The 16960-nt window shown below is 52.1% G+C and carries 20 protein-coding genes; 10 read left to right on the top strand and 10 right to left on the bottom strand.

Going from position 1 to position 16960, the window contains the following annotated elements:
• Window positions 1-123: 123 nt before the first annotated feature.
• A complete protein-coding gene (locus tag AUC60_RS11985; RefSeq protein ID WP_087267212.1) occupies window positions 124-1050 on the bottom strand; it encodes a LysR family transcriptional regulator in 927 nt (308 codons plus the stop codon).
• A gap of 129 nt (window positions 1051-1179) precedes the next feature.
• Between AUC60_RS11985 and AUC60_RS11980 the strand changes: the two genes are divergently transcribed.
• Together AUC60_RS11980 and AUC60_RS11975 are read left to right on the top strand one after the other, a co-directional pair.
• Window positions 1180-1443, top strand: coding sequence for a DUF2798 domain-containing protein (locus AUC60_RS11980; RefSeq protein ID WP_087267209.1), 264 nt, complete (start codon window positions 1180-1182; stop codon window positions 1441-1443).
• 80 nt (window positions 1444-1523) lie between these two features.
• Window positions 1524-2918, top strand: coding sequence for a hypothetical protein (locus tag AUC60_RS11975; protein ID WP_087267206.1), 1395 nt, complete (start codon window positions 1524-1526; stop codon window positions 2916-2918).
• A 150-nt stretch (window positions 2919-3068) separates the two neighbouring features.
• Here the strand turns inward: AUC60_RS11975 and AUC60_RS11970 are convergent, their stop codons facing one another.
• Window positions 3069-3704, bottom strand: a complete 636-nt coding sequence (locus AUC60_RS11970; RefSeq protein ID WP_087267203.1) for a LysE family translocator — start codon at window positions 3702-3704, stop codon at window positions 3069-3071.
• 271 nt (window positions 3705-3975) lie between these two features.
• Here AUC60_RS11970 and AUC60_RS11965 point away from each other — a divergent pair, with 271 nt between their 5' ends.
• Genes AUC60_RS11965 through AUC60_RS11955 form a run of 3 tightly spaced genes read left to right on the top strand, consistent with a single transcriptional unit; the run spans window position 3976 to window position 5288 of the window.
• Window positions 3976-4281 carry an NIPSNAP family protein gene (locus AUC60_RS11965; protein WP_087267200.1) on the top strand — a complete coding sequence of 102 codons (306 nt, stop codon included), beginning with the start codon at window positions 3976-3978 and terminating at the stop codon, window positions 4279-4281.
• A 38-nt stretch (window positions 4282-4319) separates the two neighbouring features.
• Entirely contained in the window at window positions 4320-4838 is a 519-nt protein-coding gene (locus AUC60_RS11960) for a P-loop nucleotide/nucleoside kinase family protein (RefSeq protein WP_087267197.1), read from the top strand.
• Between the two features lie 15 nt (window positions 4839-4853).
• Window positions 4854-5288 (top strand): GFA family protein, encoded by a 435-nt coding sequence (locus AUC60_RS11955; RefSeq protein WP_087267194.1) that lies wholly within the window; start codon window positions 4854-4856, stop codon window positions 5286-5288.
• Between the two features lie 4 nt (window positions 5289-5292).
• Here AUC60_RS11955 and AUC60_RS27855 read toward each other — a convergent pair whose 3' ends face one another.
• Window positions 5293-5763: a GNAT family N-acetyltransferase gene (locus AUC60_RS27855; protein ID WP_087267191.1), complete on the bottom strand. Its 471-nt coding sequence runs from the start codon at window positions 5761-5763 to the stop codon at window positions 5293-5295.
• Window positions 5764-5974: 211 nt separating this feature from the next.
• Window positions 5975-6856, bottom strand: coding sequence for an alpha/beta fold hydrolase (locus AUC60_RS11945; protein ID WP_087267392.1), 882 nt, complete (start codon window positions 6854-6856; stop codon window positions 5975-5977).
• 285 nt (window positions 6857-7141) lie between these two features.
• Here AUC60_RS11945 and AUC60_RS11940 point away from each other — a divergent pair, with 285 nt between their 5' ends.
• Window positions 7142-8053 (top strand): LysR family transcriptional regulator, encoded by a 912-nt coding sequence (locus AUC60_RS11940; RefSeq protein ID WP_087267188.1) that lies wholly within the window; start codon window positions 7142-7144, stop codon window positions 8051-8053.
• Window positions 8054-8193: 140 nt separating this feature from the next.
• The gene (locus AUC60_RS11935; RefSeq protein ID WP_087267185.1) at window positions 8194-8784 is read left to right on the top strand and encodes an NADPH-dependent FMN reductase; all 591 of its coding nucleotides are present in this window, start codon (window positions 8194-8196) and stop codon (window positions 8782-8784) included.
• A 39-nt stretch (window positions 8785-8823) separates the two neighbouring features.
• Here AUC60_RS11935 and AUC60_RS11930 read toward each other — a convergent pair whose 3' ends face one another.
• From AUC60_RS11930 to AUC60_RS11920, 3 genes are read right to left on the bottom strand one after another with little or no spacing between them, the layout of a single operon-like run.
• Window positions 8824-9084, bottom strand: coding sequence for a hypothetical protein (locus tag AUC60_RS11930; protein ID WP_087267182.1), 261 nt, complete (start codon window positions 9082-9084; stop codon window positions 8824-8826).
• Window positions 9085-9115: 31 nt separating this feature from the next.
• On the bottom strand, window positions 9116-9460 hold the full coding sequence (locus AUC60_RS11925; protein WP_158099115.1) for a type II toxin-antitoxin system RelE/ParE family toxin: 345 nt from the start codon (window positions 9458-9460) through the stop codon (window positions 9116-9118).
• Window positions 9447-9719 carry a type II toxin-antitoxin system Phd/YefM family antitoxin gene (locus AUC60_RS11920; protein ID WP_087267176.1) on the bottom strand — a complete coding sequence of 91 codons (273 nt, stop codon included), beginning with the start codon at window positions 9717-9719 and terminating at the stop codon, window positions 9447-9449. The genes AUC60_RS11925 and AUC60_RS11920 overlap by 14 nt, the downstream gene beginning before the upstream one ends.
• Before the next feature lie 317 nt (window positions 9720-10036).
• On the opposite strand from AUC60_RS11920, the gene AUC60_RS11915 reads away from it, so the two are divergent.
• From AUC60_RS11915 to AUC60_RS11905, 3 genes are all read left to right on the top strand, one after another.
• On the top strand, window positions 10037-10828 hold the full coding sequence (locus AUC60_RS11915) for an N-acetylmuramoyl-L-alanine amidase (RefSeq protein WP_087267172.1): 792 nt from the start codon (window positions 10037-10039) through the stop codon (window positions 10826-10828).
• A gap of 482 nt (window positions 10829-11310) precedes the next feature.
• Window positions 11311-12483, top strand: coding sequence for a dsDNA nuclease domain-containing protein (locus tag AUC60_RS11910; protein ID WP_158099114.1), 1173 nt, complete (start codon window positions 11311-11313; stop codon window positions 12481-12483).
• The gene (locus AUC60_RS11905; RefSeq protein ID WP_087267165.1) at window positions 12480-14201 is read left to right on the top strand and encodes a hypothetical protein; all 1722 of its coding nucleotides are present in this window, start codon (window positions 12480-12482) and stop codon (window positions 14199-14201) included. The genes AUC60_RS11910 and AUC60_RS11905 overlap by 4 nt, the downstream gene beginning before the upstream one ends.
• A 396-nt stretch (window positions 14202-14597) precedes the next feature.
• Here AUC60_RS11905 and AUC60_RS11900 read toward each other — a convergent pair whose 3' ends face one another.
• From AUC60_RS11900 to AUC60_RS28015, 3 genes are all read right to left on the bottom strand, one after another.
• Complete coding sequence (locus AUC60_RS11900) at window positions 14598-15365, bottom strand: hypothetical protein (RefSeq protein WP_087267161.1); 768 nt, start codon at window positions 15363-15365, stop codon at window positions 14598-14600.
• A gap of 493 nt (window positions 15366-15858) precedes the next feature.
• Window positions 15859-16239, bottom strand: a complete 381-nt coding sequence (locus AUC60_RS28555) for a HEPN domain-containing protein (protein ID WP_420800734.1) — start codon at window positions 16237-16239, stop codon at window positions 15859-15861.
• Window positions 16240-16263: 24 nt separating this feature from the next.
• Window positions 16264-16728, bottom strand: coding sequence for a hypothetical protein (locus tag AUC60_RS28015; RefSeq protein ID WP_193441857.1), 465 nt, complete (start codon window positions 16726-16728; stop codon window positions 16264-16266).
• Window positions 16729-16960: the final 232 nt, after the last annotated feature.

Here is a 16960-nt window from a genome sequence, read left to right as displayed (position 1 = left end):
AACAGAAAAAACCCGATCGCGAGCAAGCTCACTCCTACAGGTCACGTGTTTACCGCACGCCAAAACGCTTGGCGGGAAATGAGTAGAACGCCACATTTATTACGAGTTCTGATCACCCAACTTTCATTTACTCGTAGTCGAGCCACCTTGCAGCGCGCCCTCAAGAAACTCAATGAACGCACGTACCTTCGCATTCAATGCCGACCGTTCTGTGACACATGCATAAATATCCATCGGTTCAGACTCAGCCGCCGCAGCGCCGCGGCTTTCTGACTCGAACAGCGGCAGCAGTCGGCCGCTGGCGATATGCGGCTGCGCAATAAAGCTGGCCAGTCGCGCAATGCCGCCGCCATTCAGGGCGATCTGCGTGAGCATGTCGATGTCATCACAGACAAAACCCGGATTGACCTTCGCCTCGAAACGCTTGCCCCCGAGTATGAAATTCCACGGCAGAAAACGCCCGTCGGTGGGATAGCGAAACACCAGGCAGGCGTGTGCTTTCAAATCGTCAGGCGTGACAGGCACTCCGGCGCGATCAAGATAAGCGGGCGATGCACAGAAAACAAAAGGCAGCGAAGCAATATGGCGGGCAACCAGCTGATCACTGAGTTGCGCCTGGATTCGGATACTGACGTCCACACCTTCCAGCCGATGATCGACACGCCGGTCGGCACTGATCAACTCGACACTGATACGCGGATAGGCGGCCTTGAACGCGGGCATCAGCGGCGCCAGTACATGACGTCCAAACGCCGCCGTGGTTGCAATACACAGCCGCCCTTGAGGTTCGGTGGCAACGGCTGCGGCTTGCGACGCGAGTTCGATATCGCGCGGGATGTGCCGCACCTTTTCGTAGTAACGCGTACCGCTTTCGGTGAGTGCCATCCTGCGCGTGGTGCGCGACAGCAGTCGCGTGCCCAGATGTTTTTCCAGCCGGGTAATGCTCTGGCTCGCTGCGGCGGCGCTCATCCCCTGGGCACGTGCTGCCGCGGCGATGCTGCCCGCTTCCACCACGCGGATGAAGGTATTAATCAAACCCAGAATATCCATCGAATCTTTGGCGCCCTATTCGTTGACTTTACTTATGAGTGATTCAAGCGCCGCTTGGCTACCCGCATATTCCGCCGCTTGTTAGGTTAGCGGCTCCGGCTACCGCCAGACTATCCAAGAGGTTAACCGATGACAGCTCGAACGAGCCAAACCAGCCTGCGTCTTCGCTTTCCAAAACGCGCAACGCCTTACGTTTTTGCGCTCTACATGGCAACTATCATGGCGTTCCTGATGTGCCTGGTGATCACCCTGGCGGAGTTTGGATTCGACGAAGATTACCTGAGGAATGTGATGAATGCCTATCGAGTGGCAATGCCCGCAGCCTTCGTCTGCGTGCTGGTTGTAAGGCCGATGGTTGCCCGGCTGGTCGCATGGACCGTGCATGGACACTGAGCCTGACAGCGCTTATCACTTGAAGAATTGTGCTGCCCCATCGACACTGCAACATCCCGAATGGAATCTGAGAGATAGCCGTGCGTTTTATTGCTCAAGTCATGCTTGTCTGTGGCGTCGTCAGCCTGGCAGGTTGCGCCACCAACTCCCATAACGCCGAACGTGGGCTGCAAGCCACCATGGGTCAGCCGCTGATACAGAACAGCATCATGCGTGAAGGCGATGCGTTGACCTTTCAGGTTGCCGTGCCGCAGTCCATTAACACGGTGCCTGTTACCGGTATGTTCGAGGCAGCATGCTCGTCGCCCACGCTCTATTTTCTGTATGTGCATGGCACTCAACGCGCGTATCCGGCGGGGTCCGTCAACTACAGCGCAGCCAGACAGTTATCGCCGACGCTGTATCCTTCGCTCGCGGCCAACCCGACGTTCACGCAGGCCTGCGCACAGACACCCAAACCCGACTGGCGCGTGGTGAAAACCAACGACCGCGAAGACTGGACATTGCTTGACCGCAATAGCGTGAAAACAGTCAACGGCGAAGTGCGCTTTTGGGCCGCCTTCGATAGCCCCACCGTACTCACTGACGTGCCCTATGACGCCCCTTATGCGCAGAAGCGCGAGCAGTTTGCAGTGTCCTGCGCGGCGGGCACCTACAAAATGCTTGCGGGTTACGATCTGGACGCAAACAACCGGGTGACCGATGGGCGGGTGACTGCATCCCCCGCCGCCGAGCAGATCGTAGGCAGCAATGCTGACTATCAGGCGTTGTTCGCCCTGGCGTGTGGCAACGCGGAAAAAACCGCCGCGCTGGATACCTTCAAGCCGCGCCAGAAGGCTCCTTTGGTGATCAAGCTGGAAGCCGTGCAGCCATCCGTACTGAACGCGATCAAACAACTTGATCTTGGCCAACCCCGGCAAACGCTCAACTACGTGCGCACCCAAGGCACCACAAACTTCGAGGGCAAAAGCGGCACCGCCAGTGAAGAGCGCTTTATCAGCACCGATAAGTCGAGTGGTCAATTGAGCATCAACTCACGCGCTGAAGGCTATGACAACCAACAAGTCAGCTGGCGCGGTCTGCTCCCACTGGTGTCCAAAACAAACTTCACCGTTAATGGTGCAAGTGACAGCAGATCCACCAGCCAACTCAGCTTCAGCGGCAACTGGAAAACCCTGCCGGTCGGCGAAACCGTTAGCCACACCTCCACCCAGACAACGGTCAGCAGCCTGGTCGGGAAATACGGGGGCAAGCCTCAAACCACCCACTGCAAAGTCGAACGCGAACTGAATGCCAGCGAACTCAACGCCGCCCTTTCCGGTACAGCCAAAGCTTTGTCCTGCAGCACAGAAGGGGATCAGTACAAGCGGGTTAACCACGTTTACTACCTGAACGATTACGGGTATTTCTTCCAGGCCAGTACAGACAAGAACCGGTTTTATTACAGCGATTATCGGATTGAGTCGGTGAAGTAAGAACGCGGCAGGAGCTGTAGGAGCTGTAGGAGCTCACCGAGGGTACGAGGCCAGCGATAGCGGTGTGTCAGACAAACCGTCATCGCTGGCCTCGTACCTTCGGTGAGTTCCTACAGAACTGTATTCAGCTTTGAAGGCTGCGCGGCTACTTTACCGCCGCCCATCAATTAACATCCGCACGGCAAGGCCCATCAGTACCGTGCCCATCAACCAGCGCTGTACCACCTGCCAAAAAGGCCTGCCCACGAAAAACGCAGCGATTGAACCCGCCGTTATGGCAATCATTGCGTTGACGCTCACGCTAATAAATATCTGCGTAAAACCCAGCACTAAAGATTGCGTCAGCACACTGCCGTGATCAGTCGGGTCAATGAACTGGGGCAGCAACGACAAATACATGACCGCCACTTTGGGATTCAGAAGATTGGTGACGAAGCCCATCATGAACAACTTTCGTGGGCCGTCCATGGGCAAATCTTTGACCTGGAATGCAGAACGGCCACCCGGTTTGACCGCTTGCCAGGCCAGGTACAGCAGATACAACGCGCCGCCGATTCGCAGGGCGTCGTACGCATAAGGAACGGCCATAACCAACGCAGTAATGCCCAATGCCGCCAGGACCATATACACCACAAAACCCAACGCAACGCCGCCCAGGGAAATCAAACCGGCAACCGGTCCTTGACAGATCGATCGCGAAATCAGGTAGATCATGTTCGGACCGGGGGTCAACACCATGCCGAGCGAGATCAGGCCATAGGCAACTACAGTGGACAGTTCGGGCATCGTGTTGCTCCTTGAGAATATTCGGAGCAAGCGTAAGTCGCGAAAACGAAAAACGTTAGATACAGATACAACAACAAAACGGCATACACAGAGTGGGAACACTTGAACAAATCCAGGGCGTTAACCCTGCGCATACTCAGATATCAGGGGGCATGATGATGCAGGGAAACCGACAGCAAGCGACTTTGGCAGTGTTATTTTTCAAGCCGGATTCAGATCAAGACTCAATTATTGATAACCTCCCCTTTTTTAACGAACAAGGACAGCCCGTGTGATTACCTGCCATGTGAAGTACCTGATTGATCCGTATCAAATCCCTGCTTTCGAAAACTATTCACGCTTATGGATCAGTCTGGTGACGCGCATGGGCGGCTTGCACCATGGCTACTTCCTTCCGGCCGAAGGTGCCAACAACATCGCGTACTGCCTGTTCAGCTTTCCAAGTCTCTCGGACTACGAACGCTATCGCAAAGAAGCGGAAACCGATGCCGAATGCATTGACGCAGTGGCATTGGCAGTGGAGAAGAAATTCATCGTCAGCTATGAGCGAAGCTTTATGCGCCCCGTGCTCGATTGATACTTGGCGCGAATTATCACTTCACACCAGGACACCCAATGCTCATTGTCTTCAGCGGCCTTCCCGGAACGGGTAAAACGACTATTGCGCGTGAACTCGCCAGGCAAATACCTGCGGTGTACCTGCGCATTGATACGATCGAGCAAGCTATCCGTAACTCCGGCGAGCTTGCAAAGGATGTTGGTCGCAGCGGATACAGGGTTGCGAACGCACTTGCGCTGAGCAACCTTCAGCTTGGCAGTAAGGTGGTTGTTGATTGCGTTAACCCGGTAACGGAAAGCCGAAACGCCTGGAGTGAAGTAGCCGCACACACGGGTATTCAGCTAGTGAACATTCAAGTGGTTTGCTCTGATAAACAGGAACATCAGCGCCGGGTTGAAACCAGGCAAAGTGATATTTGCGGGTTGACTCCACCTGCCTGGCAGTCTGTATTGAGCCATGAATATGAAGCCTGGGATGAAGCTCCGTTTACGATCGACACAGCGGTAACGTCTGCGACCGAGGCAGTGGCAATAATCACCCGGCAATTTTTATCGAATGATCATCAGGCTCGTTGATAAGGGAATGTACAAATGCTGACAGGACAATGCCTTTGCGCAACCGTGGTTTTTTCCCTGAGAACAGAACCGCTTTCTTTCTATCGATGCCACTGCTCCCTCTGCCGAAAGCAAACGGGCACAGGTCATAACTGCGCGACAATCGTGCCTGAATCCAGTTTCCAATGGGAGGCCGGACAGTCTGAAATCAGCACATGGCTCAAACCCAGCGGCTACAGGAATGATTTCTGCAAACACTGCGGTTCGACAGTCCCCAATGCCTTGCGTGGCTCGCCGTATATGTGGATTCCTCTGGGTCTGCTGAATTCGCAAGTCCAAGCCATGAAATGCATTGGCGATTATTGCCTGAGCGACGCGATGCAATGGGATACGTTGCAGTCTGAAAACGCTTATGACGCCTCGCCTGAATCTTTGGAGTCGCTGCTCACTGCACTGGGAGCCAAGTGTTGATCGGTTAGCCAGGAGGGTTAAAGCGAACATAGTAATGATCGAACTCGCCACTTTCTAAAAACTGAAAGCCGTGACGGACATAAAACCGATTCGAATCGCTCTCTTTGAGTGCCCCGACTTTAATCGGCAGTGCAACAGCATCCGCCTCTTGGAATATCAGCGACAGCACCGCAGCGCCTACACCTGAACCTTGCGCGACCCGCTTCAGGTACAAGTGGTCAAGCAGCAATTCAGCGCCCTGTTGCTTGACCACAACGAAGCCAACGCGCTCACCGGCCACTTCGATGTAACGCGTATTACCCGCCTCAAAGCCACTGACAAAACGCTCGCGAGCACGCACCGGATCAAATCGCCCTACCCGCTCCAGACTTTCGCGCATGGCTTCAATCCGAATGGCGACCAGGTCGTCCAGATCGCTTTGTTGAGCAGGGGTCAAAGTAACGTCGGGACGATGATCAGTTGTGGCAAGCATCATTTGCGCGCTCCAGTCCTTTTGAATTCAAGTTGAAGCGCAGTGCCTTCCAGGTAATCAAGCACCATTAATAACTTCAGAACCCACTGCTGACTCCATGCGCCTATCCGCTTTAAATATCAGCAACAGGCGCAGCGTCAATACTGCATTAAACAGGCGTGCGTTTGAACACTTACACCCGGTGGACCGCACGCCTGCATAGCACCCAGGCCGCTTACCCCTTCAGCTTGCGCGAGAGAAATTCGCCGATGTACTCAGCAACTTCTGGCGCATGGGTTTCCAGCGCGAAGTGGCCGGCATCCAGCAGATGCACTTCCGCATCCGGAATATCTTTACGGTACGCCTCAGCCCCCGGCGGGATGAACGCCGGATCATGCTTGCCCCAAACAGCCAGTAGTGGCGGCTGATGTTTGCGCAGGTACGCCTGAAATGCAGGATAGGCCGCAACGTTAGTGCGGTAATCGAGAATAAGGTCCAGCTGGATTTCTTCTGCGCCGGGCCGTGCCATGTACAGGATGTCGAGGTTATAGCCGTCCGGGGAAAGCTTTTGCGGGTCTGCACCCGTGCCATATTGCCAGTCACGGATTGTCTGCGGTGATAACGATGGGCGGCAGGCCTCGCGATTGGCGGCGGACGGATCGCGCCAATAGGCTTGCCACGGGTCCCATTGATCGCTGAAGCCCTCCAGATAGGCGTTGCCATTCTGGCTGATAATCGCCGTCACCTTCTCTGGGTTTGCAGCGGCAAGACGCAAGCCGGTTGGCGCACCGTAGTCGAATATGTACAGCGCGTACTTCTTCAAGCCCAACGCCTCGGTGAAGCCCTCGATCACTTTGTAGAGATTCTCGAAGATGTACGCGAACTGCCCGCGTTGCGGCGCTTTGGTGTTACCGAAACCGGGCAAATCCGGTGCGATCAAACGGTACTGGCTAGCCAGCAACGGCATCAGATCACGGAACATGTGGCTCGCTGTCGGAAAGCCGTGCAGCAGCAAAAGCACCGGGGCGTCCTTGGGGCCGGCTTCACGGTAGAAGACCTCTACCTCACCCACTTGCTGCGTGTGATACGTGACGCGCAAAGCATCATCGAGTGCCATATCGTTTCCCTTGGTCGCAGGACCTTTGATGGATGAAGCGGCGCTCACAAAAGAAGCACCGATAGCAGAAGCGGCGCCTACCGCAGACGCCTGCAAAACCTTGCGCCGGCTGATGCCAGACGCTGGATCGGAATTGTTCATGACAAGAACCCACTCTGAATGAAGTGAGCTCAATGCTATTCATTGAGTAAGGTGTAGAGAATGACCAGCCAACTCAATTGACCATTTCCGTTTCTGCAATGCTGGTAGGATCTCTGGCAAGTCACATCACGCGGTGAGCGGTATATGGATCGGATTCAGGAGATGACGCTTTTTGCTGCTTTGGCCGAGCAAACCAGCTTTGCCGGGGTGGCTCGCCATGTCGGGCTGTCCACGGCCACGGTCACACGGGCCGTGGCCAGCCTCGAAAGCCGTCTGGGGGTGCTGCTGGTTGTGCGCAACACGCGCAACATGCGGCTCACCGAAGCGGGACAACGGTTCGCCATTGATTGCCGCCGTTTACTTGCCGACCTCAATGAGGCGGAAAACGCAGCGGGCGGGCTGCATGCGGTCCCGGGTGGACTACTGACGGTGACCGCGCCACAGATGTTCGGCGCGCTGCATGTCACTCCACTGATGACCCGGTTTCTCAGTCGACACCCGACCGTGGAGATTCGGGCCATTCTGGTTGACCGGGTCGTGTCCATGCTGGATGAAGGCGTTGACGTCGCCGTACGCATTGGCACGCTGCCCGACTCATCGTTGACAGCCATCCCCGTCGGCAGCGTGCGCCGCATGGTCTGCGCTTCCCCTGCTTATCTGGCCGAACATGGCACCCCGCAGCATCCGGATGACCTGCGGCAGCACGCGACCATCTCGACCTCCGCAGCAGAACGGCCCCCTCAATGGCAGTTTCGAATAGATGGGCACGACTACTCGGTGGACGTGGGCTCAAGGCTCAGCCTGACGTCATTTCAGGCTGCGATCAGAGCAACCGTTCAGGATTGGGGGCTGACCCAAGTGCCGCACTATCAGATACGCGAACACCTGCAGGACGGAAAGCTCGCATGCGTGCTGCAAGCATTTGAAATCGCACCGGAGCCGGTACATGTGGTGTACCTCGAAGGCCGCCGAGGCTCTTCGAAGGTGCGCTCATTCGTGGATTTTTGTGTTGAGGCGTTGCGGGAGGATCTACGTTTTGAGGCGGGTGCTGCGTGACGGTGGACTGAAACGATAAAAATATCGTGGCCTAAACGGCCTGTTTTTTAGCTACCCCGCTCCAGCGACTAGGCTGAACGAAACTCAAATGACCTTTTTTCCGAAGATCGTTTCGTAACGCTACCCTTGGAGCCCCGACCATGACCGACACCCAACCTCTGACCATCGCTGTATTGCTAGGCTCCGTGCGCAGTGACCGTCAAGGCATCAAAGCCGTACGCCTGCTTTTGAGCGCCCTTGAGCAGCGCGGCCACGAAGCCGTCCTGGTCGACCCCATGGTGACGCGCCTGCCTCTGCTGGACCGGATGTACAAGGAGTATCCAGCCGGGCAAGCGCCAGCAGAACTGGAACAACTCGCCACCCTTTATCGCCGCGCCGATGGATTTCTGCTGGTCAGCGCCGAATACAATCACGGCGTCCCGCCGGCACTGAAAAACCTGCTCGACCACTTCCTGGAGGAGTACTTCTGGCGCCCCTCGGCGATCACTTGTTACTCAGCAGGAGGTTTTGGCGGAGTACGGGCGGCGATGCAGTTGCGCATGATCGTGGGAGAACTGGGCATGCCGAGCATCCCCAGCCTGTTTTCCATCCCCCGCATCGGCGACGCCCTGGCGGATAACGGACAGCCTACAGAAGCGCGCACGCTGAAACAGATGAACCGGTTTCTGGACGAGTTCGAGTGGTATGCGCGGGCGTTGAGGGATCAGCGGGCGAAGGGGACGCCTTATTGAGGCGTGCACTTACGGGGAAATATCTCGAATACTCCATGCCTAGATATCGAGATTCAAACGGCGAACCTTGATGACTTCGCCGACTGGCACTTTACGGCGCGGCTTTATAGAGGCAATAACCTGTTGACCTTCGGCACAGGATGCAACGACGTTTGAGCCTTCAACCTTCAGTACGGTGTGACCTGCTGCAAGAGCCCGGACATAGGCTGCATGAGTCGCACCAGCGGCCAATTCGGGGATGAGGGCTTCAAGATACTCGATGGCTCTGTCAGATAGTAAGCTGTCTTCGACTTTGCTCATGACGACCTCAGGCGCTCTTGGCGGAAACGTTCTATCGGTCAAACATCAGGCAGTAGTTGATCAACTGGTCTTCGACGCTTTGCTTTTGCGCCAAGATCAGGCCCACCACGACAAGTTGCTCACTGTCGAAAAATTCGAAAAAAATGCGGTAACCCTCATGATTTAGCTCCCGATACTGGGTGATGCCGAAGAGGCTTGCTTGAGGGCTGATCGGATAAGCAAGTGGGTTTACTGACAGCAAAGCTTCAACCTCTACAATCAACCGCGACAGCTTCTGCTGTGCGCCAGCATTGCCGACGTAAGGCTGCAGGTGGGTGATCTGGGAATATAGGCTTTGCTCAGCAGTGGAAGCGTATTGGATCTTAAACTTCGCCATCATTTTCCTCTTGGTATTGATGGCAACGATGGGCCAGTCGACTCATCAGGGTATCGCCTGAGATGAGCTTGCCTTGCTCCTTGTCCCGAGACGCCAAAGCCATGAGCTTGATCAATGCGATGGCTTCATCTCGGCGCTTGCGCTCCGTGTACGATTCAACCACATAGGCTGGAATGCCATTTTGCGTTACTACCATAGGTTCAGATACGTCCAGTGTCGCTGCGTTTTTTTTCAAGTAGCTGATGGTTTCGATGCGCATGAATCAGTGCCTCCAGGAATACATACGTAAGCCGTGCCAGTCCTACCGCGAGGACTGGCCTGATGGTAGGCCAAATTTAGGCCATGGTAAACGTAGGGTTCCTAAGCGATTGACGCGCTTACAGGATACTCGGAAGCTCTTCGCCTCGACTATTCGACCTGCCGCATCCACCCCGTCGGTGAGCGTTCCTGACACCAGGCATCGAAGGGTGACTACTTTAAACACCAAAAAAACCAACATGTAGTACATACCTAAAGCCATCCAAAAATCGCTCGATGCTAGCGTGATTTCTCATTCACGCTCTGCAGGATTCACCGATGTACGCTATCGATTACAACAGCTACCGCGCCACCAAAAGCTTCAATCACCGCACCCGTTTTCTGGTCATGCACTACACGGCCTGTAACTTCCGACAATCAGTCGCCGCGCTCACCGGCCCTTCAGTCAGCACGCATTATCTCGTCCCGGACCCAAGCGATAAAACCTACACCGACGCGGGTTTCACCGATATGCGCATTTTCAACCTCGTCGATGAAGGCGAACGCGCATGGCATGCAGGCGTCAGCGGATGGGCGAAGCGTTACAACCTAAACGACACAGCCATCGGAGTAGAAATCGTTTATGTGGCCACCGAAGACAAAGGCGTTTTCACCTTCCCGCCCTATAACCCCACGCAAATAGAGGCAGTCAAGGAGTTGGCAAAGAACATCCTCCAGCGCTACCCCGATATAACCCCGGTTAACGTCGTCGGCCACAGCGATATCGCCATCGGCCGTAAAAGCGATCCCGGTGCTGCATTCCCCTGGAAAGCACTTCACGATGCCGGTATTGGCGCGTGGTATGACGAAGCAACCAAACAGAACTATCAGGCACAGTTCAGCACCGCCCTGCCCGCCAAAGCCGACATGATCGCGAAGCTAGGCCGTTACGGGTATGACCCAACCCCTGCGATGACTGACAGTGGATACAAAAACCTGATCCGGGCATTCCAGCTGCATTTCCGCCCGCAAAAATATGATGGCGTGGTGGACGCTGAAACGGCGGCGGCGCTGTATGCGTTGGTGGACAGGTATTTTCCAAAGAAGGTGACGAAGCAGATCTATGTCTAAAGCGATTGAGGGTGAAACGGATTCGCAGACGACGCGGCACGATATTCAGGAAACCCTGAACGCTGATCAAAAACCGGATTTTTTTACAGATACCCACTAGAGCTAGCGAGTTAAAAGATAGGTGGTGCCCCCACCAGCCACACCCCGGCACACAATGTTCCCGCTGTGGCTGCCTCCTTCCGGATCTGACCGGAATTCACCAAGCCCTGCGCAACCTGTGGAGCTAGCACATACTCGTCTTGGCGCTACCAGCGCCTTCCCGATTAATCTGGGCTCGCAGCACCAAACCCCTGAAGACACTGGTCCTCGAAAGGCTACTTGCAATATGAGGCCCAACAAGCAGTAAAATGAAGAACCAGATTGCCAGCACAAGCTAGCTGAACTCAGTTTTTCAAAGGAAGATTTTGCATGGATGCTCGATACTCTCGCAAAAAAGCACTCTCACCCAATTCAACTGCTTGTAGGTAGAAGAGAGTATCCTCGTGCGATCCAAGAAAAGTGACAGCTTAGATCTACTCCTTCACGACTCCTTTGAGGACGAAAAAAAAGGAGCCAACGCAACATTAGGATTTACCTTCCAGCAGTGGTGGGCAGCCCTCACTGTCGCAGAACTTCTTGAAACAGAAACAGATTTTGCAGTCGTGCTGGAATTCAAAGAGGATGTCGCCATCCTAGACTCCTCAACAGCCCCCACCCGAATAAAGCTATATCAGGTCAAGAAAAACGAACAAAAAGCTGACTGGACGATAAACTCGTTATATGCGAAGGGAAAGAAACTATCTTCAGGCCACGAACTATCAATACTCTCAAAAATGTACAGCCGAAGAGCAAGTTTTACTGGGCATCCAGTAAAACTATACTTCGTTTCCAACATAGGAGTCAAAACAAAGTCTGAGGAAGGCACATCTATATCTATTTCAAACGGAAAATTTGACTCTTTCCCCCAAAAAGATAAAGACGCTATAACCTCGGCCATTGCATCTGAACTTAAACTATTACCCGCTGCTGTAGGACTAGATAATATCTATATCAGTAAAACCAACCTACCACTGGCGCAGCAAGAATTATTTGTCGGCGGAAAGCTAAGCGACCTTGCAGCCAATTCAATTCTCCCGTTTACACTGCCCCACTCTACAGTAGCCGCCCGAGTTTTAGCGTCACATATTCAAAGCAAAGCTTCCAGCACCTCGCTAGCATCCTCATTTGAGGAGCTGAGGCCTCGCCTACTATCTAAAGAAGAAGCTCTAAAAATACTATCGCAGGCCGCTAACTCCAGACATCCAACCCAATCAATTTTTGATGAGGCCATTACTTCATTGACCTCCGAAAGATACCCTTTTTTTGCGATAAGGGAAATCAAGAAATTTCAAGTCGAAGTCTGTACTGACGCCGCTACACGCACCAACATCCAGTTTAAACTGGCAGCTAGCGCAATGCTTTCAGAGTTCAGCTTAATAATCAAAAATGCTTCAACACACTCACTTGGCGAACTAATGGATTTACTTGTAAAAAATACTCTGGAAGCGCATCCAGAGAAGATCGCCAACCTTAGCAAACCCTATTTAAGCGCCCTAGCGCTATTGGTGCTGAACGATGGAATCAACATCGACATACTCTCTACTTCGGCTGATAAGAAATCTGAGGGAACAGAATGAACCGGCAAGTGATCTTCGAAAGGCTCTGGCTCGTATCAGAGAAGGAGAGAAAAGGAAGAGCCTTGAAATTCGGCCCGAAGACGCTTCTGTTCGGCGGTAACGGAACTGGAAAGTCCAGAATAACAAAAGCCTTATTCTGGACTCTCGGCTGTAACCCTCCTAAATTCCAAGTCGGCGCTTGGGACCCGGACACTATCTCTGGCCTAGAGTTTACCTTCAACGATAAAAAATATTTAGTGATTAGAGACGGCAGAACCTTCGGTCTTTTTGATGAGTCGGAAAACATCATCATTGCGGCAGATACTATTCGTGCTTGGGAAAAGGAAATAAGCGAGTTCTTTGGCTTCCATCTTACACTCAAGCGGCCTCGTGGTGAGACTCTCTCACGAGCAGGAATGGATTACCTAACGATCCCCTTCTACATAGATCAAGACGGTAGCTGGGGACACGACTGGGATACTTTCGAAAATCTTTCCCAATTCTCTCAGTGGAAAAAGCCAACTTTTCAGCTTTTCCTAGGAATGCGCCCAAACTCTTACTTTGCAGCCACACAGAAACGTGACGCGGTAAGGCAGGAGATTAAAAGCAAGGCGAAAGAACTAGATGCCCAAAAATCCGCCTTCAAAAGAGTAGCAGAGCTGCTTCCCAGAGGACTTCCAAGCTTAAACATCTCTGTCTTTAGAAACGAGCTAAATGAATTAGGCCGACAGTCCAACAGCCTTCAAAAAAAACAGTCAGAAATAAAAGCCAAGCTAATACTACTTGTCAACGAGAGACAAAAAATAAGTTCAGAAGTCGCTCTGGTCACCAAGGCTCGACAGGAGTTATCCGCAGACTTAGGTTTCCTATCAGAGATTCCAAACAGCACACTTGAATGCCCTACCTGCGGCACCCAGCATCAAAATTCTTTTCACGCTAAACTAGAACTTTCAAACGACATCGAAACCATGAGCTCGCTAGAAGCAGAACTCCGTAAAAAACTAGCAGAAACACGACCAAGGGAAGCCAAGCTCCGCAGTGAACTGATTAGCGCATCAAAAACAACGAATAAAATTGAAATGCTTTTAAACACTAAAAGAGCTCGATTAAAGCTCGAAGATGTAATGGCCTCGTATAGCAAGAAGACGCTTGACTCAGCTTTTCACCAAGTAAGTAGGGAGCTGAGCGTTGCCAAAGACACCCTTGAAATACAAGAGAGCAAGCTTGACCGAGAGGTGAAAAAGTTTGATGACAAGAATCGACTGAAATCTGTCTCCGACTATTACTCTTCGCAACTCGAACACCTATCAATAGCTCTAAATATTCCGGCGACTGAGCAAGTGGACAATCCAACCCCAGGCGCCAGGTCGTCCTCAGGCGGCAGCTCAGCACCCCGCTCTATATTGGCAATCCATGTTGCAATGCTCGCATCAAACTTGAAGTGGGGGGACACGCCTCTATTTCCTTTTGTTGTCGATACACCGTCTCAGTCAGGCCAAGATGACAAAAATCTAGGAAAGATGATAGAAATCCTAGCTATGACCGCAGGCGGGAGCCATCAAATCATTCTTGCTGCTGAGCGACTTCCAGAAAACATTAATATTTCGGAGTACAGCATCATACGAAACGAAGAAAAAATGAGTGCTTTAAGCTCTGACTTCTTTGAAGAGGCGATGTCACGACTTAAACATCCTTATGGAAACCTCAAAAGTAAGCTTACTGAACTTAATAATTCGTAGTCCCCAAAAAATTTAAAGATTTACTCGCGGCCGCGCTCTAGGTAAACGATTTAGCAGGATGCAGGCTCGCGAGATTGGGTTTCAAAGGGCACTTACGAATCAAATGAAGCCTTGACGGGCGAACCCTAAATATTGACGGCCGCGTTATGGGTCGGCCGCATTGGTGACTATAGTTGATGAAAATTTCGAGCAGCCTCAAAAGATTTTAGGATGTTCTCACGCGCCTGCCGACGCAGCGGGCGAGTGAAATCAATCAGTTGCTGCCGCATAAGTGGCAACCGTTTTAATCACGCCAGGCGTGATGCCCGGACGCCTACCGACATCAGACTGAAAATTTTGGTGCGGGAATTGAAAGTCACCTAAAAACCGCTCCCACACTATAGCGAATAAATTACACTAACAGTTATCAATGTCCCCATGTTCTACATACTGTCTTGCACCAAAATATCTTCGATTTATAAGCTGGGGATCAACTTCATCTCTTATTTCATCCAGCTCGTCAAACTCATCCCGTTGCCAGCTCGCAAAGCGGTAAATCACGAAGGCGGAGGTTTTATCTATCGGTTGCTGCCTGCGATTCTCCATCCACCTGTCCCAGTCCATTACATAGAAGTATGTTGGTTGTATCGTGTCAGGGTTGTTGTCAGGGTTAAGCAATGTACTGAACCTTGATCGAAGCACCTTCTCCGCAGCTTCATAGGTTTCACGAACACTTTTGCTTGTGATCCGTGCTGACAAATTTTTTGCCGTAAGAATCAGCCTTGCTGATTCAAGCCAAGCCACTCTGTTTCTGTATAGACGCCCATCTGTAGGGTTTATAAGCTTGCTGAGTGCCTCGTTGAAACACTCCAGCGACTGTCTGCTATATACCTCGTCATCCCTCGCTTCCTTATCCTGCTCAATACTCTTCCATTGAGCCTTGAGGGCGGCCATTTGCATTTCCATCGCTTCTCTTTGTATCTTGATAGTTATAAGCAATGCCACAAACCCAAAAATGGACACTGGAATGGACAGCACTCCCCCAAAGTAATCTCCGAACACGCCCCAATCAGCAGGCGTAGTGCTTAAGGGGGCGTTGTGAAACGTGGCAACCCATGGCAATACAACTAGGGTCACGCTCATAGCGATGACGACAAAGATAATCAGCCCTAGCTTCCGGTGCATATCCTTTTTCCTTGTTTTCTTAAAGCTTGATACCGTACAAATCAAGGGCAGTCAGTAGTTGCGCTATCCGGTCGTCACATTCCTGTTTGGGAAGAAGTGTCTGTATGCTCAAGACACCTTCGGCGTCCCTAGAAATGACTGCGTAATCATCTTCGAACCTGCTCAGTACATCTGTATAGAACAAGCTGATACTCCGCTCCTGCTCGTCGTCTGTTAGCATTTCTCTGAGAGGATTGCTGGCTGACGGGCCATTGTATTGATAATAAGGTCTGTATTTATAGGTATTCATGGCAGCTCGCTATTTATGAGAAGTGCGGTTAGTGGCCGTCTATGCAAATAAGTCGTATCATAAATACCAACCATGCTAGCGTTTGAGTAGACGTCGCAACCCAACCTCCAAACAATTATCCGCTCATAAGGCAATCCGAATCATGATAGATAGTATGTTTTGACTCCGGAGGTGGGGTGATTTGAAACAGCATTTGGAATGTAATCATAACTGTGGACGCAGCACGCCTTCGCCTGCTTCCACCTGTCCAGATAGGTTTCTATCTGAAATCCTACGTACTGCCTCAGCCGCTACGAATTGAGCACGCATAGCCAGAGCTAGCAACTGAACTTTAGTCAGCCCGTGTGCAGAATAACGGCTGTTAACATAGTCGGGAAATTTCTCGCATACATCTAACAAACGAATGTCATTGACGTGTGGCCTTAGCTCCACCAGCTTTTCTGCGCTTTTCCGCAAGTTGTGACTGTAGCCCTTGACTATTTTGGCATCTACACCCAAATGTAGCAACACACCTTTTAACGCTAGCTCTGCGGCTAGACAGCAGGTTTGCACAGCTGAATCAGTATCTAAAGTTTGAGATAGAATGCTAGCAGTTGATGCTATAGCTGACTATGCATTCTTTAGCTGTTGCACCGCTGGCGTTTTATGGAGTCGAAGATCATCGACACCATAGGCAAAATCCCAAAGATCGCAGACCCCGTATAGTGCAGCCCATCCATGGTCTGGATAGTTTTTAAATACGCTCTCAAGTTCAGGCCTTGAGATATCGATCATATCAAGCGGCTGAATGCTGCTGACGCCATATCCAACATTAACTCTGACAGAGTAAACCCTATCTCTAATCGCAACTCCTGCTTGTAGGAGCGCGGGTATTGAAAAGTCACCGGTAGGGTATAGTTTGCGGTAGTCCTCCATGAGCGGTACCCAGATACGCTCATCCAGAAAATCTCCCTCCAGACCGTGCTGCGTCATCCACTCCACAACAATGCGGAATGGCCGCTGATGAAGGTACACATCCTCATCTATCAGCTTGTTATCCGTCGCACGAATAAACTCTTTGTCGATCCTTTCCATGTGCATCCCCCATGATCCGCAAGCCTGTCAAAATCAGCATCCCCCCCCCCAACAGTAAGGCTATTTCCTTCGGCTTATACCGAAAGAAAACGAGCACGATGATAGCTTATCGCCACAAAAAAAAAGAATGACAGTCGTACACCAGTTATGAACTGGAGGGTCTGCAAAGTCCAAGATTCAGAATTAAAAACCAACGGACAATAAAATGCTCTGCAGGGTATACCGCTTAGGT

Origin of the sequence: Pseudomonas caspiana (assembly GCF_002158995.1) — a bacterium.
Taxonomy (GTDB): domain Bacteria; phylum Pseudomonadota; class Gammaproteobacteria; order Pseudomonadales; family Pseudomonadaceae; genus Aquipseudomonas; species Aquipseudomonas caspiana.
The sequence above is the reverse complement of the archived record's forward strand: the minus strand, read 5'-3'. Positions and strand labels throughout refer to the sequence as shown.